We start from the raw sequence: 26,002 nt of genomic DNA on the forward strand, positions 1-26,002 counted from the left end.
TGGGCCCTTCGTGGTTTAACACACGCACAAAGGAATACACATGGAATGGCTGACCAACCCTGAAATCTGGGTTGCCTTCTTCACCCTGACCGCCCTGGAAATCGTTCTGGGTATCGATAACATCATCATGATTTCGATCCTGGTCAGCCGCATGCCCAAGCACATGCAGGCACGCACGCGGATTTTCGGTCTGGCACTGGCCATGGTCACGCGGATCCTGTTGCTGCTGTCGATCACCTGGGTCATGCGCCTCACCGCGGACCTGTTCGAAGTGTTCGGCCAAGGCATTTCCGGACGTGACCTGATCCTGTTCTTCGGTGGTCTGTTCCTGCTGTGGAAAAGCTCGCAAGAGATGTACCACGCGCTGGAAGGTGAAGACGAAACCAATGAGGAGCCGAGCGGCAAGGGCGGCAACTTCCTCTACACCATCATTCAGATCGCAATTATCGACATCGTGTTCTCACTGGACTCGGTCATCACCGCCGTGGGCATGGTGTCCCACGTACCGGTCATGGTCGCGGCGATCGTCGTTGCCGTGCTGGTGATGATGTGGGCTTCGGGCACCATCAGCGAGTTCATCGACAAGCACCCGTCGCTGAAGATGCTGGCGCTGTCGTTCCTGTTGATCGTCGGTACTGTGCTGATTGCTGAATCCCTCGACGTTCACGTGCCAAAAGGCTACGTCTACTTCGCCATGGCGTTCTCGCTGGCGGTGGAGGCGATCAACATCAAGATGCGCACCGCGATGGCGAAAAAGCGCAAACAGCAGGACCCGGTGAAACTGCGCAAGGACATTCCGGGTCAATAACCCGAGCCTGTGCACTGGCTGGTGTCAGCCAGTGCACAAAACTTGTGGGAGCGAGCCTGCTCGCGATAGCGGCCTGTCAGTCAACATCGATGTTGAATGTGACGGCCCCATCGCGAGCAGGCTCGCTCCCACATTTTTTTTGCTCTGTGATTACCCTGGCGGATCGAGGTTATCCAGCACTCGATTCACCGCCAATTCCCCCAACATGATGCTTTGCTGAATCCCCAGCAGGGTGCTGCGCTGTGGGCCATCCAGAAACCCTGCGAAATCACTGGCCATTACGCTGGCTGACGCCAACGATTCGCAGGCGTGCCCGAGCAAGGTTTCGTTATCGACCTTGGGGTCTATGAAGAAAATGCTGCTGGGTTTGCGCGGCGGGAAGTCGTGGGGGACCGGATCGGTATCCGGTGGGTTGGGCGTTACCTTGAACATAAGCTGATTTACTCCTGAATGGGGCCGCTTACCGTTCTCTACTAAAAGAAGGGTGGCGGCCGTGCGCAGGTTAGTAGACCGGGGAGAATCAGCATTGCCGGCGCGCCGAAGCGCCCTGCGCACAGCCACCATCAAGTTCAGACAAAAAATCTGACTGACAGCGCTTCTGCACCGTACTGATAACACCTCAGGCTACTAAACCCGACCACTGATAGGTAGTGGCAGGGAAACGATAGAGGCCAGGGCCAAGGCGCACAAGCCGGCGGATTCTGGCGTAACCGTAGGCAACGGCGCAAGGCGTTGTAGCCTCCGAGAAGTAACTCTGGGTGTCATTAAACATGTGTTGCAGAGCGCGTGAATCACATCAACGCAGTTGAAGAATTAGCCGACAGTTCTTTCCAAAGGTTGACGCACAGACCGCAGGTTATGTTCGCGTAACCTTTCAACTGAGGTGCTGAGATCTATGGGCCCCTTTTTCATACCTGCATGAACCTGTTTTCATGACAGTTTTGTTTCAATCGCTACTTTAGCTGTGCGATGCTGGCGCCCAGACCGTTAGCCAACTACAGCTTAAGTACAGAACGTAGAAGAACGCGCGGCACCGTCAAATTTGCCCCAATGGGGCGCTACCACCACAGGGGGCCTGCATGCTCACCCTGCTCAATTTGTTATCTGCCGTGGCCTTGTTGATTTGGGGCACGCACATCGTCCGAACCGGCATCCTGCGGGTCTACGGTTCCAACCTGCGCCATGTGATTGGCCGGAACATGTCCAAGCGCTGGCTGGCGTTCATCTCGGGGATCATCGTGACGGCGATGGTCCAGAGCAGCAACGCCACCGCCATGCTCGTCACCTCCTTTGTCGGTCAGGGCCTGATGGCGCTGACCCCGGCCCTGGCGACCATGCTCGGGGCCGACGTCGGTACTGCGCTGATGGCGCGAGTGCTGACCTTCGACCTGTCGTGGCTATCGCCGCTGCTGATCTTTCTTGGGGTGATTTTCTTCCTGTCGCGCAAACAGACCCGGGTTGGACAGATGGGTCGGGTCGGTATCGGCCTGGGGCTGATCATCCTGGCGCTGCAACTGATCGTCGAATCCGCCGCGCCGATCACCCAGGCCCAAGGCGTGAAGGTGATTTTCGCCTCGCTGACCGGCGACATCTTGCTGGATGCCCTGGTCGGCGCGTTGTTCGCAATGGTTTCCTACTCCAGCCTGGCCGCCGTCCTGCTGACCGCGACCCTGGCCGGTGCCGCAGTGATCAGCCTGCCCGTGGCCATCGGCCTGGTGATCGGCGCCAACATCGGCAGCGGCATCCTCGCCTTCCTCAGCACCAGCATGCAGAACGCCGCCGGCCGCCAGGTGGCGTTGGGCAGCTTGCTGTACAAGTTGATTGGTCTGTTGCTGATCATTCCGGTGCTCGACCCGTTGGTGCACTGGATCGACAGCCTGGACTTCAGCCCTCAGGAAATGGTCATCGGCTTTCACCTGCTCTACAACACCGCGCGCTGCCTGCTCTTGCTGCCGAGTGTCGGGCCGATGGCCAGGTTCTGTGCGTGGGTGCTGCCGGAGCGCCCGCAAGTCAACGGCACTGCCAAACCGCGGCATCTTGATCCGACGGCGTTGGTCACGCCCAGCCTGGCGCTGGCCAATGCCGCCCGGGAAACCCTGCGTATCGGCGACCTGATCGACAACATGCTCGAGGCCATGCTCGACGTGCTGAACGGCAAGCAAACCGCCATTACCCAGGAAATGCGGCGCCTGACTGATGATGTGGAATCGCTCTACGGCGCCATCAAGTTGTATCTGGCGCAAATGCCTCGTGAAGACCTCAGCGAGCAGGACAGTCGGCGCTGGGCGGAAATCATCGAGCTGGCGATCAACCTCAAGCTCGCCAGCGACCTCATCGAACGTATGCTGCGCAAGGTTCAGCAGCAGAAAACCTCTCAGCGCCGGTCTTTTTCCGAGGTCGGCCTGGAAGAGTTGGCGGGGTTGCACACTCAGTTGATATCCAACCTGCGCCTGGGGTTGTCGGTGTTCCTCAGTGCCGACAAGGAAAGTGCCCGCCAGTTACTGCGTGAGAAACGTCGCTTTCGCGCACAGGAACGGCGCCTGGCCCATGCTCACGTCAGCCGATTGCAACGTAAGATCGTGCAGAGTATCGAAACCAGCTCGTTGCACCTGGAGTTGATTGCCGATATGAAGCGTCTGAATTCGCTGTTTTGCAGCAGCGCCTATGTGGTGCTGGAAACTTCCGACACCGGTGCTCTGGCGGTCGACGAATTCGCTGACATTACGCATTCACCCTGAACGTCCACAGTTGCCTGAAGTCTGTTGAACTTACGCTGGCCGTATGGAAACCCGTTATGCGTTGTTTGTTGTTCGCCTGTCTGTTGCTTGGCTCATTCCCTTCATTTGCCCTGGATCGCTTTCAGGTCGAGGGCTATACGCTGCCCAACGGCCTGCAATTAATGCTCAAACCCGGCACCGAGCACGGGCATGTGGCGATTCGTTTGGTGGTCGGCGTCGGCATCGATGATTTCAGCTGCGCCGACAAGGAGCTGCCGCACCTGCTTGAGCACTTGCTGTTCAGCGGCATCGACGCCACGGGCGAAGGCGGGCTGGAAGAGCGCATGCAGGCCTTGGGTGGCGAGTGGAACGCCTACACCAGTAATGCCGACACGACGTTTGTCATCGAAGCCCCGGCGAAAAACCAGCGCAAGGTCCTTGACCTGCTGCTGGCGCTGCTGACCCAGACCCGAATCGACGACAACGCCATCAACGCCGCCAAACAAGTGGTCGAGCGCGAAGACGGCGGCCATTACTCGCACCTGCAACGCTGGCTGGATCGCCAGGACCTTGGCCACACGGCGAGTAATCAGCTGGCGGTGGAACTGGGCCTCAAATGCCCCGAGCGGCCTGAGGTCGATCACCTGACCCGCGATCAGTTGGAAAAGGTACGCAAGGCCTGGTACGCGCCCAACAACATGACCCTGATCGTGGTCGGCGACCTCGAGCGGTTGCTGCCGGCCTATCTGGAACGGTCTTATGGCGCGCTTGAAGCGGTCGACCCGACTGATCACCCGCCCCTGCCGGCGATCCAGGCCAGTGCTGCCCATGAGCGCACCCTGAGTCACGGTTTTGTCGGCGGCAGTGCCAAGTTGCATTGGCTGGTGCCAGAGCCGGTGCTGGAGGATCAGCACGATGAAACCTTCGACTTGCTCAAGGAGTATCTGGACTGGGCGCTCTACCGCAAATTGCGCTTGGCCCATGGCTTGTCCTACGGCCCCTCGGCCGAGCGCGAGGTGTTTGGCGGCGTGGGCTTCATGAGCCTGAACGCAGACCTTGAGCGCGACGACGTGCCCGAGGCCGAACAGGTGCTGGAGGATCTGAAGGCCGGGTTGCTCAGGGACGGTCTCAATGCCAACACCTTCAACCGCCTCAAGCAGGCCGCCATCGCCCGCCAGGCCTGGGCCGTGCAAGGCAACAGCGCGTTGGCCGATTATTATTGGAGTGCCCTTGGGGACTACGAGGACGGCCGTTTCGCCAACCCTGCCAAGGAACTGCAAGGAGTGACGCTGGAGGAAGCAAACAAGGCCATGCGTGAATTGCTCATGCAGCCGGGCTACCTGCGGATCGAAAAGCCGTTGATCAGTGATGATCAGTTTATGTGGGCGATTGCCGGGGTGCTGGGGCTCATCGTATTGATACTGATGGGTTGGCGCTTGCATCGAAGAGCACCGCGAACCCCGTAGCAGCTGGCGTAGCCTGCGTTCGGCTGCGCAGCAGTCGTAAAATCATTCAACGCGGTCCGTCAGGTTTATCTGACATAACGGATTGGCGACTGCTGCGCAGCCGAACGCAGGCTACGCCAGCTGCTACGGGGTTTTGTGATCGGATCGCAGCCCCTCGCCACGCTGACCTCCGGCGGTTACCCTGTCGAGGATTTTTCCCACGACTATTGCGAACCGCCGAATGCCTACTCTGACCCTATACGTACAGCGCATCCTGGAATTGATGAAGCGCTACCCAGGGGTCATTGCGCTCGGCGGTTTCATTTCCGGGGTCGGCAGCTTCATTCTGGTGGATCGCCAGCAAGGTCTGGCGACCTGGATCACCACCATCATGCTGGTCAGCTGGATCTGGCTGATGCTGGAAAACAGCCTCACCAAGCTGTTCGCCAGAATCTTCAAACGCGAAATCCCCCAACCTCTGCTGCGCTACGCCACGCAGATGATCCACCAGGAAAGCCTGTTCTTCGTCCTGCCGTTCTTTTTTATCACCACCACCTGGAACAGCGGCCAGCTGTTCTTCACCGGGCTGCTGGGCATCGCCGCGCTGATTTCCATCACCGACCCGCTCTACTACAAATGGCTGGCCCCCCGGCGCTGGGCGTTCCTGGCACTGCACACACTGACGCTGTTCGCTGCACTGCTGACCGCCCTGCCCGTCATCCTGCACCTGACCACCGCTCAGAGTTTCAAACTGGCCCTGGGCACCGCCGTCGTGCTGTCGTTCCCGAGCCTGGCGTCGATCTTCCCGATTCGTACCGTGCGCAACGCGCTGGCGATTCTTAGTATCACGCTGGGCATCGGCGCGCTCGGTTGGGTGCTGCGATCCTGGGTGCCGCCGGCGACCCTGTGGATGACCGACGTGGCGATCAGCACGCAAATGCAGGACCGCACACCTGGCAAGAGTCTGGAAGAAGTCAGCGCCGACCAGATTCGTGGTGACGGGCTGTATGCCTATACCGCGATCAACGCCCCGCGCGGTCTGGATGAGCGGATCTATCACGTGTGGCAGTTCAACGGCAAAGAGGTCGACCGTATCCCGCTGGATATCCACGGCGGCCGCAAGGAAGGCTATCGGGCCTGGACCCACAAGCAGAATTTCCCCGGCAACCCTGCGGGTAAATGGCAGGTTCGGGTGCTGACCGAAGATGGCCAGGTGATCGGTGTGTTGCGCTTCGTGGTAAAGGACAACAAGCCGGCGACTGCCGCAAAGTAACCCGTTCGTGCTATTACGTAGAGCTGCGTAATAGCCGATAAAGCACGGAGCTTATGACCAGCAGCACAATGCCCGGCAGTGTCCGACTGGACACCTCTCACTCCCCTGCTCAGTTGCGGGTCACGGGTGACTGGACGCTTGCCCATTACGCCGATCTCAAGCACCTGAGCGAAAAGCTCCGCGGCCAATACGACGACAGCACTCACATCGACCTCAACGGCCTCGGCGCGCTCGACACCGCTGGCGCGTCGCTGCTGGTGGAGTTGCTCGGGTCCGAGCGTTTGGGCCGATCCGCCGAACACCCCGATTGCACACTGTCCTCGGCCGACCGTGCCTTGTTGCAGACCGTCTATTGCTCGCTGACCGACTTCTGCGTGCCGATCAAGGAACCGGAAATCAGCGTCGGCATTCAACTGCTGACCCGCATCGGCCGTGCGGTCGACGCCGTCTGGCAGGACACCCTGCAGCTGCTGGGTTTCGTCGGCCTGATTCTGGAAACCATCGCTCGCGGTCTGTTTCGCCCGAAACGCTGGCGCATCACGCCGATGGTGGCGCACATCGAACAGACCGGCCTCGACGCCGCGCCCATCGTTGCCCTGCTGACCTTTCTGGTGGGCGCCGTGGTGGCGTTTCTCGGGGCGACGGTGCTGGCGAGTTTCGGCGCGAGTATTTTCACCGTGGACCTGGTGGCGTTCTCCTTCCTGCGCGAATTCGGTGTGTTGCTGACCGCGATCCTGATGGCCGGCCGCACCGCCAGCGCGTTCACTGCGCAGATCGGCTCGATGAAAGCCAACGAAGAAATCGACGCCATCCGCACCTTGGGCCTCGACCCGATGGAGCTGCTGGTGGTGCCGCGCGTGTTGGCCCTGCTGGTCGCGCTGCCGATGCTGACCTTTCTGGCGATGCTTTCGGGGATCGTCGGCGGCGGTGTGGTTTGCGCGGTGGCGCTGGATATCTCGCCAGCGATGTTCCTGTCGCTGCTGCAATCGGATATTGGCGTTCAGCATTTTGTGGTGGGGATCGTCAAAGCGCCGATTTTCGCGTTTCTGATCGCCGCGATCGGCTGCCTAGAGGGCTTCAAGGTCAGCGGCAGCGCCGAATCCGTCGGTGCTCACACCACGTCGAGCGTGGTGCAGTCGATTTTCGTGGTGATCGTGCTCGACGCCGTGGCCGCGCTGTTTTTCATGGAGATGGGCTGGTGAATCGTCTACCCCGAGCGCCCTCCGAGGCGGTGATCGAAGTCCGCGGGCTGTGCAATCGCTTCGGTCGCCAGAGCGTGCATGAGAACCTCGATCTGGATTTGTACAAGGGCGAAATCCTGGCCGTGGTCGGCGGTTCCGGCAGCGGTAAATCGGTGTTGTTGCGCAGCATCGTCGGCTTGCGTCAGCCCAGCGAAGGGGTGGTGAAGGTCTTTGGCAAAAACCTGCCGACGCTGTCCGAACACGAACGCTCGATGGTCGAACGGCGCTTCGGCGTGCTGTTCCAGAAAGGCGCCCTGTTCTCTTCGCTGACCGTGACCGAGAACGTCGCCCTGCCCCTGATCGAGCATGCCGGTTTGAGCCGAGAGGACGCCGAACACCTGGCGGCAGTGAAAATGGCCTTGGCCGGGTTGCCGCTGTCGGCGGCCGACAAGTACCCCGCTTCGCTGTCCGGCGGCATGATCAAGCGTGCGGCACTGGCCCGCGCGCTGGCGCTGGACCCGGACATCCTGTTTCTCGACGAACCCACCGCCGGCCTCGATCCGATTGGCGCGGCGGCGTTCGATCAATTGATCCTGACCCTGCGCGATGCGTTGGGTCTGAGTGTGTTTCTGGTCACCCACGACCTCGACACGCTCTACACCATCACCGACCGGGTGGCGGTGCTGGCGCAGAAAAAAGTGCTGGTGGCGGATGCCATCGACAAGGTGTCGGAAACCGCCGATCCGTGGATTCACGAATACTTCCATGGCCCTCGCGGCCGCGCGGCGCTGACCGCCGCTCAACAGCTTAAGGAGGTCTGACATGGAAACCCGAGCCCATCACGTATTGATCGGCCTGTTCACCGTGATTGTGGTGGCGGGCGCCCTGCTCTTCGGCTTATGGCTGGCCAAGTCCAGCGTCGACACCGAGTTCAAGGATTATGAGATCGTCTTCAACGAGGCGGTCAGCGGCTTGTCCAAGGGCAGCGCCGTGCAGTACAGCGGGATCAAGGTCGGCGACGTGGTGGCCCTGCGCCTGGACCCGAAAGACCCGCGCAGGGTGTTGGCGCGGATTCGCCTGGGCGGTGATACGCCGATCAAGGAAGACACCCGGGCCATATTGGCGCTGACCGGGATCACCGGCACCTCGATCATTCAGCTCAGTGGCGGTACGCCGCAGAGTCCGAAGCTCAAGGGCAAGGACGGTGAGTTACCGACAATTATTGCATCGCCCTCGCCTATCGCTCGCTTGTTGAACGACAGCGGCGACCTGATGGCTGGCGTGAACATGCTGATGCATAACGCCAACCAGATGTTTTCCTCGGACAACGTCGAGCGCATCAGCAATACCCTTGAGAATCTGGAACAAACCACCGGCACCATCGCCGACCAGCGCGGCGATATTCGCCAGGCGATGCAGCAACTGGCCTCGGTCGGCAAACAGGCCGGCGCCATGCTGGAGCAGACGTCGGCGCTGATGCGCAATGCCAATGGCATGCTCAACGATCAAGGCAAGCAGATGTTCGGCAGTGCCGAGCAGGCGATGAAGTCGCTGGAACAGAGCAGCGCGACCATCAACACGTTGCTCACGACCAATCAGGATTCGCTCAACAGCGGCATGCAAGGCCTCAATGGCTTGGCTCCAGCAGTGCGTGAACTGCGCGACACCCTGACGTCATTGCGGGCTATTTCCCAGCGTCTGGAAGCCAACCCCGCCGGTTATTTGCTGGGCAATGACAAGAACAAGGAGTTCACGCCATGAAGCGGCCTCACCTCGCCCTCCTCGCCAGCTTCATTGTGCTCAGCGCCTGCTCGATCCTGCCCAAGGCCGAGCCGTCCGATGTCTATCGGTTGCCTTCGGCCCAGAGCAGCGCATCGGCCAGTCACGGGACGCCGCAACGCTGGTCGCTGCGCCTGACCAAGCCGCAGGCCAGCGAAGCCTTGAACAGCCCGAAGATCGCCGTGATCCCTCAAGGTGATTTGATCAGCAGCTACAAGGCTTCGCGTTGGAGCGACCCGGCACCGGTGTTGCTGCGCAATCGTCTGTTGGACGGTTTCCAGCGTGATGGTCGGGTGACATTGCTCAGTACCGATGACAGCAACTTCCAGGCGGATCTTGAACTGGGCGGTAGCCTGCAGGCGTTCCAGACTGAGTACCAAGGAACGAACGCGAGCGTTGTAGTGCGTCTGGATGCATTGCTGGTGCGCGGTTATGACCAGCGAATCCTCGCCAGCCGACGCTTTGAGGTGCGTCAGCCGTTGAGCGATGCGAAGGTGCCGGCGGTGGTGGCGGGGTTTGGCCTGGCCAGTGACCAGTTGACAGCGCAGGTGGTGGCTTGGGCGGTTGAGCAAGGACAGAAAGTCGCCCCGCCGCCAAGGCCTTGAAGACCTACACATATCCCAATGTGGGAGCGAGCCTGCTCGCGATGGCGGTTTAACAGCCAACAGAATTGTTGAATGTGCCGACCTCATCGCGAGCAGGCTCGCTCCCACAGGGTTTTTGGTTTATCCGAAGAACCAGTAGCAGACGCCGATCGCGCCCAACACCCCGGCAAGCTCCGCCAGCAACGCACACCCCACCGCATGCCGCGCCCGCTGGATTCCCACCGCGCCGAAGTACACCGCCAATACGTAGAAGGTCGTTTCGGTACTGCCCTGAATCGTCGCCGCCACCAGCGCCGGGAAGCTGTCCACGCCAGACGTTTTCATGGTTTCGATCAGCATCGCCCGGGCGGCACTGCCGGAGAACGGCTTGACCATGGCGGTCGGCAGCGCATCGACGAAGCGCGTGTCCCAGCCGGCCCATTCCACCAGATGCCGAATCCCGTCCAGGCCAAAGTCCAGCGCTCCGGATGCCCGCAGCACGCCGACGGCACACAGCATCGCCACCAGATACGGCAGCAGGTTCTTGGCCACGTCGAAGCCTTCTTTGGCGCCTTCGACGAACGCTTCGTACACCTTCACCTTACGCAGCGCGCCGATCACCAGAAACAACATGATCAGCCCGAACAGCGTCACGTTGCCGAGGATCGATGACAGGCTGGCCAGAGCGGTCGCTGAGAGCGTCGCCAGCAGCGCCATGAAGGCACCGAGGGCCAAGGCACCGGGAATCAGGTATGCGAGCACCACCGGGTCCCACAGGCGCAGACGCTGCATGAACGCCACCGACAGCAGGCCGACCAATGTCGAGCAACTGGTGGCGAGCAGGATTGGCAGGAACACCAGGGTAGGATCGGGCGCACCTTGCTGGGCGCGGTACATGAAGATCGTCACCGGCAGCAGGGTCAGGGAAGAGGCGTTGAGCACCAGAAACAGGATCTGCGCGTTGCTGGCGATGGTGTCGCTGGGGTTGAGCTCTTGCAGTGCCTTCATGGCTTTAAGGCCGATTGGCGTGGCGGCGTTGTCCAGGCCCAGGCCGTTGGCGGCGAAGTTCAGCGTGATCAGGCCGATGGCTGGGTGCCCGGCCGGCACTCCCGGCATCAGCCGCAGGAACAACGGGCCCAGCGCTTTGGCCAGCCACTCGACGATCCCGGCTTTCTCGGCAATCCGCAGAAAGCCCAGCCAGAGCGTCAGGGTGCCGAACAACAGGACCATGACTTCGACCGACAACTTGGCCATGGCGAAAATGCTTTCCACCATCGCCGCGAAGATCCCGGCGTTACCGCCGATCAGCCATTGCGCCAGTGCCGAAACGGCAGCCACGATGAAGAAGCCAAGCCACAGGCCATTAAGCATCAGTCAAATCCCCCGAAGAATGCGGCGAATGATAGCGGGGTAGCCAGAAACGACAAACCCCGGATTTCTCCGGGGTTTGTTTGTGTGGCTTGCTCGGGTCACTGTGGGAGCCAGCCTGCTGGCGATGAGGCCGGCACATTCAACATCTCTGTTGTTTGATACACCGCTATCGCCAGCAGGCTGGCTCCCACATAAAAGCCAGGCCAGGGTTCAGCTATCAGTTGCTGGAAATCTCGCCAGCTGGCAATTTTTCCTTGCTGCGCCAGTGCGGCAGCGAGTTCCAGTAGCGCTCGCCCTTGGCGTCGTCGTACATGCCTTCCCAGCGGGAGATGACCAGCACGGCCAAGGCATTGCCGATCACGTTCAGTGCGGTACGGGCCATGTCCATGATGCGGTCGACACCGGCGATGAACGCCAGGCCTTCGAGCGGAATACCCACGCTGCCCAAGGTGGCCAGCAGCACCACGAAGGACACACCCGGTACGCCGGCGATGCCTTTGGAGGTGACCATCAGGGTCAGCACCAGCAGCAATTGCTGGCTGATCGACAGGTCGATGCCGTAGAGCTGGGCAATGAAGATGGCCGCGATGCTCTGGTACAGGGTCGAACCGTCGAGGTTGAACGAGTAACCGGTCGGGACCACGAAGCTGCAAATGGCTTTCGGCGCGCCGTAGGCTTCCATTTTCTCGATCACGCGCGGCAGCACGGTTTCGGAACTGGCGGTGGAGTAGGCCAGCACCAGCTCATCCTTGAAGATGCGGATCAGCTTGATCACCGAGAAGCCGAACAGGCGAGCGATCAGGCCCAGCACCACAAAGGCGAAGAAGGCGATGGCGACGTAAACCAGGATCACCAGTTTGGCCAGCGGTATCAGAGAGGCGAAGCCGAAGTTGGCCACGGTCACCGCGATCAGTGCGAAAACGCCGATCGGGGCGTAGTTCATGATCATGTGGGTGACTTTGAACATGCTTTCCGACACGCCCTGGAACATCTTCACCAGCGGCTCGCGCAGGTCCGATTGCAGGCTCGACAGACCGAGACCGAACAATACGGAGAAGAAGATGATCGGCAACATCTCGCCGCGGGCCATGGCCGCGAAGATGTTCGACGGGATCAGGTTGAGGATGGTTTCGATGAACGCATGTTCATGCTGAACCTCGGCGGCAGTGGCCTGGTACTTGGAAATATCCACAGTACCCAGGGTGCTCATGTCGATGCCGGTGCCCGGATGGAACACGTTGGCCAACACCAGACCGACCACGATGGCGATGGTGGTGACGATCTCGAAGTAGAGGATGGTCTTGAGGCCGATACGCCCGAGCTTCTTCGCGTCGCCGACGCCTGCAATACCGACGATCAGCGAAGAGATCACGATCGGGATCACAATCATCTTGATCAGACGGATAAAGATATCGCCTGCTGGTTGCAGGACGTTGCTGACCCACCAGGCTTTTTCGGCACTGAAATGGTTGAGCAGCGCACCGATTGCAATCCCCAATACCAGACCGATGAGGATCTGCCAGGCGAGGCTAAGCTTTGCCTTCTTCATATCTTTACCCTTACTTGCGTTTGACTCAGACAGATGCAAGAACTGGAACGCTTGTGGCGAAAAAGTCTTGTGCATCTGCCCCCGTATAAGGTGCCCCGGAGCGCTTGTTATCGGCTCTCTGGCAGGCGAAAAAAGGCGCAACTATTCAGATGCAAGGAAGCGACGTCTAATGCCGTAAACGCCTACCCTATGCCGAATCGGCATGAGCTTTTTTTACTGAAACTCGCGTCCCAACCGGTTCGAATACGACATTTCGGCAGGCATAAGTGCCGTGAACCGGCCATCGCAGAGGAGGTTGGTTGTTTTTTGAACAAGGGAATGAGGACTAAAACTTGGGAAAAAGCCTACGTTTAAGCGCGAAAATTCTCGGTCTTTGAGGCGCAGTTTTCTCGATATACGGTCACCAAAGAAACACCGCGAAATGGTTTTGCGAGGGATTGACGGAGGAGGCGAGCAGAACGCTCTAGGACAATACTTTGCGCTGAGGAGCTCTTCGCAAGTCCGTCGATCCATGAGTGACCGACGAACTTGCGTCGCAGCTTCTGCCTGACCCGGCCCTTGCGCAGGCACTCCCTGTACCCGTAGGTCACTCCGCCCCTGAAACAGGCAGAACGTCCCGGCCCCTTGATCATGCGTCTACCGTCCTCGGGTAGCGCAGTGGAAAGAAGCCATGCTGCTTCTTTCATGTTACGAATTCAGTACCCGTGTGGATCTTTCTTCCATGGCACTGCCGCCCAGAAGCAGGGCGGCTGCCAGTGTCTTTAACAAAACGCTCATGTTCACCCTCGACCGCGACGGCCAAAGAAGAAGGAAGCAATGAACATCACCAGGAACACGACAAAGAGAATCTTGGCGATACCCGTGGCGGTGCCCGCGATACCACCGAAGCCCAGTACCGCAGCGATGATGGCAATGATCAAGAATGTGATTGCCCAGCTCAACATGGTGATTCTCCTTACGCTTCTATTTAGAGATGTTGCCTGTGGTGCTTTTCCCGGCGCCTCGAACGCGCCAAGTTCATGTGTCTAGAACACCCAACGTTCCTGACGAGGCATCTCATCCGCAGGCTGAGCCTGGTCGACGTCCATCATTCGCATTGGGGGGCTGTCAGCCTGGTTACTGCTGGCCGCGCTGAAATGGGTTTGGGTCGGGTGCTGAATCGACAAGCGTGGCGCTTCTGGCTGCTGGTTCTGCTCCCAACGCTGAAACTGCTGGCCGGCGATCAAGGTGATCAATAGCGCCAGAACAGCAAACAGGCCTTGCTGGATATGCAGTGGCGAGATACGCAACTGGGCGGCACGTTGGCGACTCATCCTGAAGCTCCTCCCACACTGTGGTGATCTTGTTAGGGGCGACTTTTAAATGCCCCGATTAATCAGACCATTGCAGCCTGCATGCCAGCTTTTCATGATAATAAAAGTCAATAAAATCAGTTGGTTATTAATGATGTAGGAAGCGGGTCGGACGCATCCTGCACGATGGTCCTTTTGAAGTCGTGCGTAATGCACGATGGACTTGTAAGAAATTTCAATATTTTTGAATTGCGAGGAGGGCGTGGATGTCACAAGGGGACAGCGGGAATCGCCCGCGAACCGGCTATCTGATAAAAAAACAACAAAATCAGGCGATTAGCCGTAGGGTGAGGAGAGAGCTACGCTGCTGTGGCTGGAATCGACCAGAATCAACCATGCAACTTGCCCGATTATTCCGGGACTAACCAAGATCATTCTTTAAGGAGCGTAGGAAAATGGAATCAGCCACTGAGCATCAAGGCCGCATTCTGCTGGTGGACGATGAGTCCGCCATCCTGCGTACTTTCCGTTATTGCCTCGAAGATGAAGGCTACAGCGTCGCTACCGCCAACAGCGCCGCTCAGGCTGATGCACTGCTTCAGCGCCAAGTCTTCGACCTGTGCTTCCTCGACCTGCGTCTGGGTGAAGACAATGGCCTCGATGTGCTGGCCCAAATGCGCATTCAGGCGCCGTGGATGAGGGTGGTGATCGTCACCGCTCATTCGGCCGTGGATACTGCCGTGGATGCCATTCAGGCCGGTGCCGCCGACTATCTGGTCAAGCCTTGCAGCCCCGACCAGTTGCGCCTGGCCACCGCCAAGCAGCTGGAAGTGCGGCAACTGTCGGCACGTCTGGAAGCCCTTGAAGGCGAAGTGCGCAAACCCAAGGATGGCCTGGACTCTCACAGCCCGGCGATGAAAGTCGTGCTCGAAACCGCCCGCCAGGTGGCCAACACCGATGCCAATATTTTGATTCTCGGCGAGTCCGGCACCGGTAAAGGCGAGCTGTCCCAGGCCATTCACGGTTGGAGCAAGCGCGCGAAGAAATCCTGCATCACGATCAACTGCCCGTCCCTGACCGCCGAACTCATGGAAAGCGAGCTCTTCGGCCACAGCCGTGGCGCGTTCACCGGGGCCAGCGAAAGTACTCTGGGTCGTGTCAATCAGGCCGACGGTGGGACGCTGTTTCTTGACGAGATCGGCGATTTTCCGTTGGTTTTGCAACCTAAACTGCTGCGTTTCATCCAGGATAAAGAATACGAACGGGTGGGCGACCCGGTCACCCGCCGCGCCGATGTGCGCATCCTCGCGGCCACCAACCAGAACCTCGAAGACATGGTCCGCGATGGCCGTTTCCGCGAAGACCTGCTCTACCGCCTGAACGTGATCACCCTGCACCTGCCGCCACTGCGCGAACGCAGGGAAGATATTCTGAACCTGGCCGATCGCTTTCTGGCCCGTTTCGTCAAGGAGTACGCGCGTCCGGCTCGGGGCTTCAGCGACGAAGCCCGTGAAGCGCTGCTCGGCTACCGCTGGCCGGGGAACATTCGCGAACTGCGCAACGTTGTGGAGCGGGCAAGCATCATTTGTCCACAGGAACGGGTCGAGATCAGTCACTTGGGCATGGCTGAAACCCCGGTCAACAACGCACCTCGCATCGGCGCTGCGCTGAGTCTGGATGAATTGGAAAAAGCCCACATCGGAGCGGTGCTCGCCACTGCAGATACGCTGGACCAGGCCGCCAAGACCCTGGGTATCGATGCCTCGACGTTGTACCGAAAACGCAAGCAGTACAACTTGTGAGCTGTCTCCGATGAGACTGGCGATGAAGTTGCGCACGCGGCTGTTTCTGAGTATTTCCGCACTGATCACCGTGGCGCTGCTTGGGCTGTTGCTCGGGCTGGTCAGCGTTATGCAGATGGCGAGTTCCCAGGAAGCGCTGAATCGCAATAATTTCGTCACGCTCGACCTGGGGCTGAAAATGCGTCAGACCTTGGGCGATCAGCTGATGATCATGCTCAGCGAGAAGCCGGATCCTGCAGCGTTTGAGGCGTCCAAGCAGCATTATTTCCAGTTGCTTGACGACGGCATTGCCCATTCCCAGGCTGGCGATGAGCGCCAGTTCGGTTTCGAGCAGGCCAAGACTGACTACCTGAGCTTTCTGCAGGCGTACGACCTGTCACGTGACTCGACGCAGGTGTTGAGTGGCAACAAAGAACTCACCGAAAAATTCAATGCGCTGCGCACTGGTTTGCTCGTCGAGCAACAGCGTGCGCTGGATAACATCAATGCCACCGAGCGCCAGGCTCGGGAGAGGGCGCTGCTGATTGCCGGCCTGCTCGGGTTGGTGGGGTTGGCGGTGCTGATCATCGGTTTCGTCACTGCCCACGCTATTGCTCAACGTTTTGGTGCACCGATCGAGGCCCTGGCCCAGGCGGCGGATAACATTGGCCAAGGCAATTTCGAAGTGACGCTGCCGATTTCCTCGGCCGTGGAAATGAACCTGCTGACCAAGCGCTTCGGGATCATGGCCGAGGCCTTGCGCGAGCATCAGGCCACCAATGTCGATGAACTGCTCGCCGGCCAGCAGCGTTTGCAGGCCGTGCTCGATAGCATCGACGATGGGCTTTTGATGATTGACCGCGATGGTCATTTGGAGCACCTCAATCCAGTGGCGCAGCGTCAGTTGGGTTGGGACAGCGATCGTCTCGGTCAAGGTCTGGGTACGGCGCTTGAGCGTCCCGAACTCGATGATCAGCTGCAACTGGTGCTGCGCGGCGGCACCCTGGAGCGGGCGCCTGAGGACCTGAGCATCGAGGTCGACGGTGAGTCGCGGTTGCTGACCTTCAGTCTGACGCCGGTCAGCCATACACAGGGACATATTCTCGGTGCCGTGATGGTGCTGCATGACGTCACCGAACAGCGGGCGTTTGAGCGGGTGCGCAGCGAGTTCGTGTTGCGCGCCTCACATGAATTGCGAACACCGGTTACCGGGATGCACATGGCGTTCGGCCTGTTTCGCGAGCGCGCGCACTTTGCCAAGGACTCGCGTGAAGCTGATCTGCTGGACACCGTGAATGAAGAGATGCAGCGCTTGATGCAGTTGATCAATGACCTGTTGAACTTCTCCCGCTACCAGAACGGATTGCAGAAACTCACGTTGGCGCCGTGCTCCATCGAGGATTTGCTGGAGCAGGCCCGGGCACGTTTTGCCGGCCCGGCAGAAGAGCAGGGCATCGACCTGCTAGTGGAAGTGCAGGGGCCATTACCGCGATTACAGGCCGATCAGCCGCAGCTGGACCGGGTGCTCGATAACCTGATCGACAACGCGTTGCGCCACACCGCTTCCGGCGGGCAAATACGTTTGCAGGCTCGACGCCATGGGGAACGAGTGATTATCAGCGTCGAGGACAACGGCGAAGGCATTGCCTATGGTCAGCAGGGGCGGATTTTCGAACCTTTTGTACAGGTCGGTCGCAAGAAGGGCGGAGCCGGACTCGGTCTGGCGCTGTGCAAGGAAATCGTGCAGTTGCACGGCGGTCGGATGGGGGTTTATTCGCGGCCAGGGCAGGGTACTCAGTTCTATATGGCGTTGTCGGTTTAAGCCGCAGCCGCCTCAGGCTTCGTCATCGAGACGTCGGGCAGCCAATCGGCGACCACGGGTAATCAGCTCGATGAACTGCACCGCACTCAACGCATGGGCGAATAGCCAACCCTGACCGAATTTCACGCCTTCACTGCTTAGAAGCGCCGCCTGGGATTCAAGTTCGATGCCCTCGGCAATCACCTTGAGTTGCAGGGCCTGGGCCATGTGAATGATGTGTGGGGCGACACCGCTACTTGCAGCGTCATGACCCAGCGCATCGATAAACGCTTTGTCGATTTTCAGGCAATCGACTGGCAGGGTTTGCAGATAGGCGAGGCTGCAATAGCCGGTGCCAAAGTCATCAATCAGCACTTGATGCCCGACATCCCGCAAGGCTTGCAGGTTTTCCCGGGCTACCACGACATCGATCAATCCCCGCTCGGTGACCTCAAAGGCAATTTGCTTTGCCGCGACGCGGTGCAAGGTCAGCAGGCGCGCCATGACTTGGCCGATACGCGGCACCATGACGTCGCAGGCCGCCAGGTTGACCGAGATGTACAGTTGCGGATTGGCCCGCAACAATTGACCCAGCTGCTCAAGCAGGCGTTGCAGGACGAAGTCGGTCATCTGGCGGATCTGGCCGGTGTTCTCCGCCATCGGAATAAACAGGTCGGGGCTGGTCAGGGTGCCGTCCGGCCTTCGCCAGCGCAGCAAGGCTTCTGCCCCGACACAGTTGCGGCTGTCGAGGTCGAAGATCGGCTGATACAGCACCTGCAATTCGCCTCGCCGTATGGCGCCACTCAGTTCGGCGTCCAGCGACTGTCGCTGGCGCACCAGCAGAAGCACCAGAAAACCCACGCATAAGGCGAGTGCCAGGCTGGCCGGCAGCAACCACCACCAGACTGCGGGCACATGCATACCGGTGCGCGGGCTGATCAGCACCAATTGGTATTCGGGATTGTTGGTTGGCATGCGGTAAATCAAGCGGGAATGCGTCACTTGTAGCGCGTCGAGGCTTTTCGGGGGCCAGGGTTCTGTGGGTGGCCAGGCCTGCGAGATACCCAGTACCGGAATCGCGCGCGTACCGTGGTCGAGCACCACCAGCAGGCTGCTTCCCGGCGGCAAGTCGACCATGTCGGTCAAATGCCCGCGAGACGTCGCGACACGAAAATTGCCGCGTCCGAGCATCAGCGCGGCACGGTTTTCATCGGGTTCGGTGGTGGTGTTCAGCCAGTAGCTGTAGGTCGGCCCCATGATGTCTGGCGGCCTTATCATCGACAGCCCTTCCTGGCGGGGGCGGTTGGAACAGATCCGCGAGGCGTCCATATAGGCGGCTTCGTAAACGAAACGGTAATTGAAGCTGACTTGTTGCAAGGTCGCGATCATTTCGTCATCGCAGCCGCGTAACGGCTGGGCTTCCAGGTCGTCGAGGCTTTCACGCAGCTGCCCGAATAGTTGCTCCAGGCGAGCAAGGAAGCGCTCGCCCTGGGCATTCATTTCTTCACTTTCGCTCTGCTCGACTTGATGCATGGCCACGAACAGGCTGCCGGCCATCAGGAGTGTCGCGCTCAAGGCAGCAGCTAGTATCGCCAAAAACCAAGGGCGAAAGAACCAACTACGTAGTGTCTCTCGAGCAGCAGGCATAGGGAATATCCGAAGAATTACCAATGAGTTATAGCTGCTGATTGGAAAAAAGCCCTGACCGTCGGGCGGGCGTCATTATTTTGTCTGATTCAAGACTTGTAGAAGCGCCGCGGTTTGCGCATCTGGCGTGCCATCGAAACGTGACGGTCGGAAATGCATCTGGAAGGCCGCAATCACATGGCGTGTCGCAACATCCAGTTCGCCGGTTTGCGGCGTGGGATAACCCGCGCGAGCCAGCTGTGCCTGAAACCAGCTGATGGTTGGCAGTTGTACTTCGAACTGTGCTTGCTGACGCGTTACCGCCTGCTCATTCGGCCAGACTCCCAGGCCTTCGGCAGCCAGGCGCTTCCAGGGGAACAGCGGCCCCGGATCAAGCTTGCGCAGCGGGGCGATGTCGCTGTGGCCGATGATGCTGCGGGGGTTGATGGCGTAACGCTTGCTGATGTCCTTGAGCAGGACGATCAGGGACTGGACCTGGTCTTCACTGTAGGGGTACCAAAGGCGCCCGGTCGGGGTGTCTTTAAAGCCTGGATTGACGATTTCGATACCGATGGAACTGGAGTTCAACCAGGTCCGGCCTTGCCATTCGCTTTCCCCGGCGTGCCAGGCTCGGAGGTTTTCATCCATTAGCTTGTAGATGGTGGCGCCCTTGTCGTCGCCAATCAGATAGTGGCTGCTGACCTCGCCGTGGGTCAGCAGTTGCAGCGAGCGCTCCAGTGACGCGGAGGTGTAGTGCACCACCACGAACTGAATGCGGCTGTCGTAATTGGCTGAAGGGTGACGGGTGTCGAACCGGGGGCCGCTGGCACAACCGGCCAACAGAATCAGCGATACGATAAGAGATAGATATTTCATGGCAGAAGGCAATACACGCAAGACAGTAATGCAACAGTGTAACGTACTGCCTTGCGTGCAGACGGCCAACGCGAAGTTTTAAACAAAATGGAACAATTGACTGTCAGCCCAGTGCCACTTGGTTGCGGCCGGCATGTTTCGCGCGATATAGGGCCTGATCGGCTCTTTTAAGGACCAGATCGCTATGTTCGCCGGGTTTGAATGCAGTCAGGCCCATGGAAATGGTGATGGTTACTGGTTCACCCTTGAAGTGGAAAGGGCAGGCTTCGATCGAGGCGCGCAGCTTTTCCAGCAGTTTCGCGCCAGCAGATGGGGCTGTGTCTGGCATCAAAAGGACAAACTCCTCACCGCCGAACCGGGCAATGAAATCCGTCCCGCGCAGGCGCTTGCGTAGCACGCTGGCGATGATTTTCAGTACTTTGTCGCCCGCCAAGTGACCATAGTTATCGTTAATGCGTTTGAAATGGTCGAGGTCGAGCATTGCCAGCAACAGGGTGTTGCCGTGTTGCTGCCACTGGTTGATTTCGTGATCCAGCCGTTCGCTCCAGGCTGCCCGGTTAGGCAGGCCGGTAAGCGGGTCGATCAAGGCTTTCTGACGCTGCTCTTCAAGATGCTCGCGGTAGCCCAGGGCTTCCTGCTCCATGTGCGCAACGCGTTCGGCCAGACCATGGAGGCGGGCCGCGACTTCCTGCTCGCGCTCGTTACGCTGCTTCTGGTGCTGGTCCATGGTGCCGAGCAGGCCTTCCAGATGGTTTTCCAGAACGTGCTTGAGATCGTCCAGGTCGGCGGCTTCCTGCATGCTGCTCTGCAAGCCGTCGACCTGCTCGCGGATCTGCGTGTCCATCTCGCGTGCGGCGGAACGGTTGTCGGCATGGCCTTCGCTGGCGGCTTGCAAGTTGCTTTGGAACGACTCGAGGCGTTCGTTTAGCTGTTGCAAGTAAGCTTCGAATTCATGCTGGCCACTGTCGGTGATTGCCAGCATCAAGGTTGCCAGATCGTCGAGGATCGGCAGAAGTTCGTACCAATTCAAACCGTTTTGCAGACGATCACGCATCGCTTCGGCTTGCGGACGATGACGCTCGGGCAGCGTCAGGTCGTCGAGCAGGCCCAGTAACGTGTCTTCGATGTGCTTGGCCACCGAGCTGTAGGACGGCTCGGGAGAGTCCGGCAGGGCGTAGAGAACATCCGGCTCGGATTGTTCAGCGTCTACGGCGGCCAACACCTCGGCCATGGCCGGGGGCAACGGCAGGCTGTCGAGATAGACCACCGGGGTCAGTTCGTCGGGATTGATTGCCGGTTGAGTCTGTATTTCTGGCTCGATGATTGATGGCGCGGGTTCTTCTGGATGGTCTATGTCCGGTTGTGGTTGCGTCTCTGGAGTCTGGGCGTGTGCTCGCTCCGGCTCGAGCACCGGCGGGACAAACGCTACAACTGCAGGAGAAGGCGCTGCTGCGGGCGGAGCCTCGATTGTCGGAGGCTCGGATGCAGTCGCGGGCGCGGCAATTTGTGTAACCGCCACTTGCGGCTTATCGATTTTTGGTGCGAGATCGACGGTTACCTGTGATGTCTCTGCATGAGGCACGGCAACCGCTTCGGCATGCTGCAGGGTGGGCGTCGGAACAGTGCCGGGGACAACCTGTAATGCCGCTTCATCCGCTTCACGGCTACCAAAAAGCCGCTGCAGCAAACCAGGGCGGCCGGGTTCTGCCGGGTTTTCAAGCTGATTCAGCGCTTTGCCTTGCAGACCGCTCAGTTCGCTGAGCAGCAACGGAATCTCGCGCGCCTGCCCGACTCTTGCATCCAGTTGTTTGGCGAAGTTTTTCAGCGGCCGGCTTACTTCGCGGGGCAGCGGTAATGTTTGCAGCTGCGAGACCAGCGCGGTCAATGCGGCGCTGGTCTGATTGACCCGGGTTTCCCGGCGTTGTTCGGAGTCGAGCACGGCTTTTTCCAGCCGCGGAAGCAGGGCGGCCAGGCCGGCGTCCATGTCGTCGGTGCGCACGACTTCACGCATTTCCTTCATGCATTGGTCAACGACGCGGTCGGTGCCCTCGGCGGCCAGCGTGCTGCGTACCAGGCCGCGACGCAGCAGGTCGAGCCGGGCGTCCCATCGACGTTCGAGCTTTTCCTGTTGTTCGATGCTCTTGAGGTACTTCTCTTTCCAGCGCTGTGCTTCGTCGCTCATTCATGGGATCCGCGAGGGGCAGGACTCAACGCGGGTAATGCATCGGCCGTGAGCGAACCCGGCAGACGAATCTCTACCGCGACCGGCAGGTGATCGGAAATGGGTTGTGCCAGCACCTCGACCTTTTCAAGGGTCAGGGTGGGGCTCAGTAGAATATGGTCCAGGCAGCGCTGCGGGCGCCAGCTAGGGAACGTCGCTTCCAGTTGCGGCGCGAGCAGGCCGAGGTCACGCAACGGGGAGTTTTGCAGCAAGTCACTGGCATGGGTATTCATGTCGCCCATCAGCACCTGGTGTTTATAGCCGCCAATCAACTCGCGGATGTAAGCCAGTTGCAAGCTGCGGGCGCGGGCGCCCAGTGCCAGGTGCATCATGACCACCACCAGTGCCTCAGGACCTTCGCCAAAGCGCACCAGAATCGCCCCACGACCCTTGGGCCCCGGTAGCGGATGATCTTCAATCGCCCACGGGCGCAGGCGGCTGAGCACACCATTGCTGTGCTGGCCGAGGCGTCCGAGATTGCGATTGAGTTGTTGATACCAGTAGGGGAATGCGCCGAGCTGGGCCAGGTGTTCGACCTGGTTGACGTAGCCTGATCGCAAGCTGCCGCCATCGGCTTCCTGCAAGGCGACCAGATCGAAGTCGCCCAGTAGATTGCCGATCTTCTGCAGATTGTCGGCACGCCCGGTGTGCGGCAACAGATGCTGCCAGCCCCGGGTCAGGTAATGGTGGTAGCGCTCGGTACTGATGCCGACCTGGATATTGAAGCTGAGCAAGCGCAGACGACTGTCTGCGGGTAGGCCCGTCGATTCCAGATGATGTTCGTTGACCCGCGGATCATGCAGGCCAACGACGCGTTCAGTGCCCCAGCGGCGCATGGCAGTCGCCGCGCTTAGTTGGCAGCAGCCTTGTTAGCCGCTCGCTCTTTGTCGATCAGCTTGTCGGCCAGTTGCAATGCTTGCTCGGCACCGCCGGCAGAGCCCACGTCGAAGCGATACTTGCCGTTGACGATCATGGTTGGAACGCCGGAGATTTCATACTTTTTGGCCAGGTCAGTGGCCTTGACGATCTGGCCCTTGATGGCAAAGGAGTCGAAGGTGGCCAGGAACTTGTCCTTGTCTACGCCCTGAGTGGCCAGGAAATCTGCCATTTCATTCTTGTCGACCAGCTTCTTGTGTTCTTTCTGAATTGCGTTGAACACCGCAGCGTGAACCTTGTTTTCAACGCCCATGGCTTCAAGGGTCAGGAACATCTGGCCGTGTGCGTTCCACGGGCCGCCGAACATGGCCGGAATGCGGACGAAGTTCACGTCGGAAGGCAGTTTCTCAACCCATGGATTGATTACAGGCTCGAAAGCGTAGCAGTGCGGGCAGCCGTACCAGAACAGCTCCACCACTTCGATCTTGCCAGGCACAGCTACCGGGACGGGATTGGTCAGTTCGACATATGGCGCTGCGGGTGCTTCAGCAGCTTGGGCGGTCATGCCGAACAGGCTGGCAGCGACGAGTGCGGCGCTGATGATCAGATTACGCATGCTTTACTCCTGGACAATTTTGGTCGCCTCGCGCGACCTGTTTTCAGACAGGTCCTGGCGGGCTTGAGTTCTGTAGTGTAACGGCAGCGGCCACAAAAAAGGGCGGCCTAAGCCACCCTTTTTATACTTGCTGCGACGGATTAATAGAGCGTTAACGTTGCAGGAGATGTAAGTCTCGCGCAACGCCCGATTCGTCGGTCTTAGTGCAGACCTTGAATGTAGCTGGACACCGCTGCGATATCTTCGTCGCTCAGCTTTTTGGAGATGCTCTGCATCGGCTTGGTGTCGCCATCGTTGGTGCGGCCGGCTTCTTCCTTGCGGAAGTCGGTCAGTTGCTTGGCTACATACTGAGCGTGCTGGCCGCCCAGGTGCGGGAAGCCGGCAGCTGCGTTGCCCGCACCATTTGGCGAGTGGCAACCGGTGCAGGCTGGCAGGCCCTTGGCCAGATCGCCGCCGCGGAACAGTGCTTCACCGCGAGAAACGACTTTCGGGTCGGCGGCGCCGACGCTGCCTTTTTGACTGGCGAAGTAGGCGGCGATATCGGCCAGATCCTGATCACTCAGGTTGGTCAGCAGGCCGGTCATTTCCAGTACCGTGCGTTTGCCGGACTTGATGTCGTGTAGCTGCTTGTTCAGATAACGCTCGCCCTGGCCTGCCAGTTTCGGAAAGTTAGGCGCCATACTGTTGCCATCCGGGCCATGACAGGCGCCACATACTGCGGCTTTCGCCTGACCAGCAGTCGCATCACCTGCAGCATGGGCAATGCCGGAGATCCCCACGGTCAACAGCAGACTCACGATCAATTTGTTCATCAGCTAATCCAACTACGGCTAAGGGTTAAAGAGTTATGGACCGGGATCACTCGCTCATCCACTGGATGATTGCTTGGTAATCCTCGGCACTGCAGTCCATGCACAAACCACGCGGCGGCATCGCCTTGAAACCCTGGGTCACGTGTTGCACCAGCGTCTCCATACCTTTCGCCAACCTCGGCGTCCAAGCTTCCTGATCGCCCTTTTTGGGCGCCATGGGTAGTTGGCCGGAATGACAGGCACCACAAACACGGTTGTACACAGCTTCCGGATCCTGTGTAGCCTGAGCGCTGTAAAGCGGCATCAAGACACCGGCAGCTAGCAGCCATTTCGTCATAAAACGACCTTTTCAGGGTTGAGAGCGTTCTGCGTTCTAGTGCGCAATCAAGGTCAATCGCTCTCGTGAACTTCATCCTACGCTGGGACAAAGCGCACACAAAATCTGCGGCATTATATACTGGCGTCACTGAAACGGAAACGACACTGCTCGCCGCGTCCATTCCCGGCGCCGCCCACATCGGAAATCCCATGCAACTCAAGAACCCCATCCTCGGCCTGTGCCAACAGTCCACCTTCATGCTCAGCGCTGCCAAAGTCGATCAATGTCCCGACGACGAAGGCTTTGAAGTGGCCTTCGCCGGGCGTTCCAACGCCGGCAAGTCCAGTGCGCTGAACACCTTGACGCACGCCAGCCTTGCGCGGACCTCGAAAACTCCGGGTCGCACGCAGCTCTTGAACTTCTTCAAGCTAGACGATGATCGTCGTCTGGTCGACCTGCCGGGGTACGGTTACGCGAAAGTGCCTATCCCGTTGAAGCTGCACTGGCAGCGTCACCTGGAAGCCTATCTGGGTGGTCGGGAGAGTTTGAAGGGTCTGATTTTGATGATGGACATCCGTCATCCAATGACCGACTTCGACCTGCTGATGCTCGACTGGGCTGTCGCCAGTGGCATGCCGATGCACATTTTGCTGACCAAAGCCGACAAGTTGACCTACGGCGCGGCGAAAAACGTCCTGCTCAAGGTTCAGGCAGACATTCGCAAGGGTTGGGGAGATGCGATCAGCATCCAGCTGTTCTCGGCGCCAAAACGCATGGGCCTGGAAGACGCCTACACTGTACTGGCGGGTTGGATGGAGCTGGCGGACAAGGGCGCCGAGCTCGCGGAGTAAGCTCATTTACAAAAACCGCGGGCAAAAAAAACCCCGGACTTCTTATGGGGAGGGGGAAGTTCCGGGGTTCAAGTTCCGGACCGCTAGGGCGGGGTCCAGATATCTGCCAACACTTAACACAACATTAGGAGCATCGAAGGGCTTCACCACCCATTCAGTAACTCTGAGTGGCGATTCAGGCGATTAGTTCAGATTTTTTTAAAAAGCCTTTGGAATAGGCCATC

General features: G+C 59.3%; 23 protein-coding genes. 11 read left to right on the forward strand and 12 right to left on the reverse strand.

Annotation, left to right across the window (positions count from 1 at the left end; genetic code table 11):
* Nucleotides 1-40 precede the first annotated feature (40 nt).
* Nucleotides 41-808 (forward strand): TerC family protein, encoded by a 768-nt coding sequence (locus tag AC3IUE_RS00155; protein WP_056738461.1) that lies wholly within the window; start codon nucleotides 41-43, stop codon nucleotides 806-808.
* 150 nt (nucleotides 809-958) lie between these two features.
* On the opposite strand, the gene AC3IUE_RS00160 is transcribed toward AC3IUE_RS00155, so the two are convergent.
* Entirely contained in the window at nucleotides 959-1,240 is a 282-nt protein-coding gene (locus AC3IUE_RS00160) for a DUF6124 family protein (RefSeq protein ID WP_046044899.1), read from the reverse strand.
* A gap of 647 nt (nucleotides 1,241-1,887) precedes the next feature.
* Between AC3IUE_RS00160 and AC3IUE_RS00165 the strand changes: the two genes are divergently transcribed.
* The 7 genes from AC3IUE_RS00165 (at nucleotide 1,888) to AC3IUE_RS00195 (ending at nucleotide 9,808) form a co-directional block, all read left to right on the forward strand.
* On the forward strand, nucleotides 1,888-3,546 hold the full coding sequence (locus tag AC3IUE_RS00165) for a Na/Pi cotransporter family protein (RefSeq protein ID WP_489264856.1): 1,659 nt from the start codon (nucleotides 1,888-1,890) through the stop codon (nucleotides 3,544-3,546).
* 56 nt (nucleotides 3,547-3,602) lie between these two features.
* Nucleotides 3,603-4,991 (forward strand): M16 family metallopeptidase, encoded by a 1,389-nt coding sequence (locus AC3IUE_RS00170; RefSeq protein ID WP_056738457.1) that lies wholly within the window; start codon nucleotides 3,603-3,605, stop codon nucleotides 4,989-4,991.
* 220 nt (nucleotides 4,992-5,211) lie between these two features.
* On the forward strand, nucleotides 5,212-6,243 hold the full coding sequence (locus AC3IUE_RS00175; protein ID WP_489264858.1) for a DUF5924 family protein: 1,032 nt from the start codon (nucleotides 5,212-5,214) through the stop codon (nucleotides 6,241-6,243).
* Nucleotides 6,244-6,296: 53 nt separating this feature from the next.
* The gene (locus tag AC3IUE_RS00180) at nucleotides 6,297-7,445 is read left to right on the forward strand and encodes an ABC transporter permease (protein ID WP_489264860.1); all 1,149 of its coding nucleotides are present in this window, start codon (nucleotides 6,297-6,299) and stop codon (nucleotides 7,443-7,445) included.
* On the forward strand, nucleotides 7,442-8,245 hold the full coding sequence (locus AC3IUE_RS00185) for an ABC transporter ATP-binding protein (protein ID WP_056738452.1): 804 nt from the start codon (nucleotides 7,442-7,444) through the stop codon (nucleotides 8,243-8,245). Before AC3IUE_RS00180 ends, AC3IUE_RS00185 begins: the two co-directional genes overlap by 4 nt.
* A gap of 1 nt (nucleotide 8,246) precedes the next feature.
* The gene (locus tag AC3IUE_RS00190; protein WP_489264862.1) at nucleotides 8,247-9,185 is read left to right on the forward strand and encodes an MlaD family protein; all 939 of its coding nucleotides are present in this window, start codon (nucleotides 8,247-8,249) and stop codon (nucleotides 9,183-9,185) included.
* Nucleotides 9,182-9,808: an ABC-type transport auxiliary lipoprotein family protein gene (locus tag AC3IUE_RS00195; protein ID WP_489264864.1), complete on the forward strand. Its 627-nt coding sequence runs from the start codon at nucleotides 9,182-9,184 to the stop codon at nucleotides 9,806-9,808. Before AC3IUE_RS00190 ends, AC3IUE_RS00195 begins: the two co-directional genes overlap by 4 nt.
* Before the next feature lie 120 nt (nucleotides 9,809-9,928).
* On the opposite strand, the gene AC3IUE_RS00200 is transcribed toward AC3IUE_RS00195, so the two are convergent.
* From AC3IUE_RS00200 to AC3IUE_RS00215, 4 genes are all read right to left on the reverse strand, one after another.
* Nucleotides 9,929-11,158, reverse strand: a complete 1,230-nt coding sequence (locus AC3IUE_RS00200) for a nucleoside recognition domain-containing protein (protein ID WP_046044891.1) — start codon at nucleotides 11,156-11,158, stop codon at nucleotides 9,929-9,931.
* A gap of 217 nt (nucleotides 11,159-11,375) precedes the next feature.
* A complete protein-coding gene (gltP, locus tag AC3IUE_RS00205; RefSeq protein ID WP_462000335.1) occupies nucleotides 11,376-12,707 on the reverse strand; it encodes a glutamate/aspartate:proton symporter GltP in 1,332 nt (443 codons plus the stop codon).
* Between the two features lie 779 nt (nucleotides 12,708-13,486).
* On the reverse strand, nucleotides 13,487-13,651 hold the full coding sequence (locus AC3IUE_RS00210) for a DUF1328 domain-containing protein (RefSeq protein WP_003177151.1): 165 nt from the start codon (nucleotides 13,649-13,651) through the stop codon (nucleotides 13,487-13,489).
* Nucleotides 13,652-13,732: 81 nt separating this feature from the next.
* A complete protein-coding gene (locus tag AC3IUE_RS00215; protein ID WP_489264868.1) occupies nucleotides 13,733-14,020 on the reverse strand; it encodes a hypothetical protein in 288 nt (95 codons plus the stop codon).
* A gap of 434 nt (nucleotides 14,021-14,454) precedes the next feature.
* Between AC3IUE_RS00215 and algB the strand changes: the two genes are divergently transcribed.
* Both algB and AC3IUE_RS00225 read left to right on the forward strand, forming a co-directional pair.
* On the forward strand, nucleotides 14,455-15,801 hold the full coding sequence (gene algB / locus AC3IUE_RS00220) for a sigma-54-dependent response regulator transcription factor AlgB (RefSeq protein ID WP_489264870.1): 1,347 nt from the start codon (nucleotides 14,455-14,457) through the stop codon (nucleotides 15,799-15,801).
* A 10-nt stretch (nucleotides 15,802-15,811) separates the two neighbouring features.
* Nucleotides 15,812-17,602, forward strand: coding sequence for an ATP-binding protein (locus AC3IUE_RS00225; RefSeq protein WP_489264872.1), 1,791 nt, complete (start codon nucleotides 15,812-15,814; stop codon nucleotides 17,600-17,602).
* Nucleotides 17,603-17,614: 12 nt separating this feature from the next.
* On the opposite strand, the gene AC3IUE_RS00230 is transcribed toward AC3IUE_RS00225, so the two are convergent.
* The 7 genes from AC3IUE_RS00230 to AC3IUE_RS00260 all read right to left on the reverse strand — a co-directional run bounded on the left by AC3IUE_RS00230 (nucleotide 17,615) and on the right by AC3IUE_RS00260 (nucleotide 24,945).
* Entirely contained in the window at nucleotides 17,615-19,228 is a 1,614-nt protein-coding gene (locus tag AC3IUE_RS00230) for an EAL domain-containing protein (RefSeq protein ID WP_489264874.1), read from the reverse strand.
* A gap of 75 nt (nucleotides 19,229-19,303) precedes the next feature.
* Nucleotides 19,304-20,083, reverse strand: a complete 780-nt coding sequence (locus tag AC3IUE_RS00235; RefSeq protein ID WP_046044885.1) for an N-acetylmuramoyl-L-alanine amidase — start codon at nucleotides 20,081-20,083, stop codon at nucleotides 19,304-19,306.
* A gap of 103 nt (nucleotides 20,084-20,186) precedes the next feature.
* On the reverse strand, nucleotides 20,187-22,265 hold the full coding sequence (locus AC3IUE_RS00240; protein ID WP_489264877.1) for a GGDEF domain-containing protein: 2,079 nt from the start codon (nucleotides 22,263-22,265) through the stop codon (nucleotides 20,187-20,189).
* A complete protein-coding gene (locus AC3IUE_RS00245; protein ID WP_056738441.1) occupies nucleotides 22,262-23,140 on the reverse strand; it encodes an endonuclease/exonuclease/phosphatase family protein in 879 nt (292 codons plus the stop codon). Before AC3IUE_RS00245 ends, AC3IUE_RS00240 begins: the two co-directional genes overlap by 4 nt.
* A gap of 14 nt (nucleotides 23,141-23,154) precedes the next feature.
* Nucleotides 23,155-23,796, reverse strand: a complete 642-nt coding sequence (locus tag AC3IUE_RS00250) for a thiol:disulfide interchange protein DsbA/DsbL (RefSeq protein ID WP_008156010.1) — start codon at nucleotides 23,794-23,796, stop codon at nucleotides 23,155-23,157.
* Nucleotides 23,797-23,996: 200 nt separating this feature from the next.
* Nucleotides 23,997-24,608 carry a c-type cytochrome gene (locus tag AC3IUE_RS00255; RefSeq protein ID WP_046044883.1) on the reverse strand — a complete coding sequence of 204 codons (612 nt, stop codon included), beginning with the start codon at nucleotides 24,606-24,608 and terminating at the stop codon, nucleotides 23,997-23,999.
* Between the two features lie 46 nt (nucleotides 24,609-24,654).
* The gene (locus AC3IUE_RS00260; protein ID WP_008156007.1) at nucleotides 24,655-24,945 is read right to left on the reverse strand and encodes a c-type cytochrome; all 291 of its coding nucleotides are present in this window, start codon (nucleotides 24,943-24,945) and stop codon (nucleotides 24,655-24,657) included.
* 191 nt (nucleotides 24,946-25,136) lie between these two features.
* Between AC3IUE_RS00260 and yihA the strand changes: the two genes are divergently transcribed.
* Entirely contained in the window at nucleotides 25,137-25,778 is a 642-nt protein-coding gene (gene yihA, locus AC3IUE_RS00265; RefSeq protein ID WP_046044882.1) for a ribosome biogenesis GTP-binding protein YihA/YsxC, read from the forward strand.
* The last annotated feature ends 224 nt before the right edge of the window (nucleotides 25,779-26,002 follow it).

It is taken from the genome of Pseudomonas sp. GL_093, assembly GCF_057837605.1.

Bases quoted from the DNA above. Each gene is read 5' to 3' on its own strand.
- AC3IUE_RS00155 (WP_056738461.1), top strand. From the start codon at position 41: ATGGAATGGCTGACCAACCCTGAAATCTGGGTTGCCTTCTTCACCCTG.
- AC3IUE_RS00160 (WP_046044899.1), bottom strand. From the start codon at position 1,240: ATGTTCAAGGTAACGCCCAACCCACCGGATACCGATCCGGTCCCCCAC.
- AC3IUE_RS00165 (WP_489264856.1), top strand. From the start codon at position 1,888: ATGCTCACCCTGCTCAATTTGTTATCTGCCGTGGCCTTGTTGATTTGG.
- AC3IUE_RS00170 (WP_056738457.1), top strand. From the start codon at position 3,603: ATGCGTTGTTTGTTGTTCGCCTGTCTGTTGCTTGGCTCATTCCCTTCA.
- AC3IUE_RS00175 (WP_489264858.1), top strand. From the start codon at position 5,212: ATGCCTACTCTGACCCTATACGTACAGCGCATCCTGGAATTGATGAAG.
- AC3IUE_RS00180 (WP_489264860.1), top strand. From the start codon at position 6,297: ATGACCAGCAGCACAATGCCCGGCAGTGTCCGACTGGACACCTCTCAC.
- AC3IUE_RS00190 (WP_489264862.1), top strand. From the start codon at position 8,247: ATGGAAACCCGAGCCCATCACGTATTGATCGGCCTGTTCACCGTGATT.
- AC3IUE_RS00195 (WP_489264864.1), top strand. From the start codon at position 9,182: ATGAAGCGGCCTCACCTCGCCCTCCTCGCCAGCTTCATTGTGCTCAGC.
- AC3IUE_RS00200 (WP_046044891.1), bottom strand. From the start codon at position 11,158: ATGCTTAATGGCCTGTGGCTTGGCTTCTTCATCGTGGCTGCCGTTTCG.
- gltP (WP_462000335.1), bottom strand. From the start codon at position 12,707: ATGAAGAAGGCAAAGCTTAGCCTCGCCTGGCAGATCCTCATCGGTCTG.
- AC3IUE_RS00210 (WP_003177151.1), bottom strand. From the start codon at position 13,651: ATGTTGAGCTGGGCAATCACATTCTTGATCATTGCCATCATCGCTGCG.
- AC3IUE_RS00215 (WP_489264868.1), bottom strand. From the start codon at position 14,020: ATGAGTCGCCAACGTGCCGCCCAGTTGCGTATCTCGCCACTGCATATC.
- algB (WP_489264870.1), top strand. From the start codon at position 14,455: ATGGAATCAGCCACTGAGCATCAAGGCCGCATTCTGCTGGTGGACGAT.
- AC3IUE_RS00225 (WP_489264872.1), top strand. From the start codon at position 15,812: ATGAGACTGGCGATGAAGTTGCGCACGCGGCTGTTTCTGAGTATTTCC.
- AC3IUE_RS00230 (WP_489264874.1), bottom strand. From the start codon at position 19,228: ATGCCTGCTGCTCGAGAGACACTACGTAGTTGGTTCTTTCGCCCTTGG.
- AC3IUE_RS00235 (WP_046044885.1), bottom strand. From the start codon at position 20,083: ATGAAATATCTATCTCTTATCGTATCGCTGATTCTGTTGGCCGGTTGT.
- AC3IUE_RS00240 (WP_489264877.1), bottom strand. From the start codon at position 22,265: ATGAGCGACGAAGCACAGCGCTGGAAAGAGAAGTACCTCAAGAGCATC.
- AC3IUE_RS00245 (WP_056738441.1), bottom strand. From the start codon at position 23,140: ATGCGCCGCTGGGGCACTGAACGCGTCGTTGGCCTGCATGATCCGCGG.
- AC3IUE_RS00250 (WP_008156010.1), bottom strand. From the start codon at position 23,796: ATGCGTAATCTGATCATCAGCGCCGCACTCGTCGCTGCCAGCCTGTTC.
- AC3IUE_RS00255 (WP_046044883.1), bottom strand. From the start codon at position 24,608: ATGAACAAATTGATCGTGAGTCTGCTGTTGACCGTGGGGATCTCCGGC.
- AC3IUE_RS00260 (WP_008156007.1), bottom strand. From the start codon at position 24,945: ATGACGAAATGGCTGCTAGCTGCCGGTGTCTTGATGCCGCTTTACAGC.
- yihA (WP_046044882.1), top strand. From the start codon at position 25,137: ATGCAACTCAAGAACCCCATCCTCGGCCTGTGCCAACAGTCCACCTTC.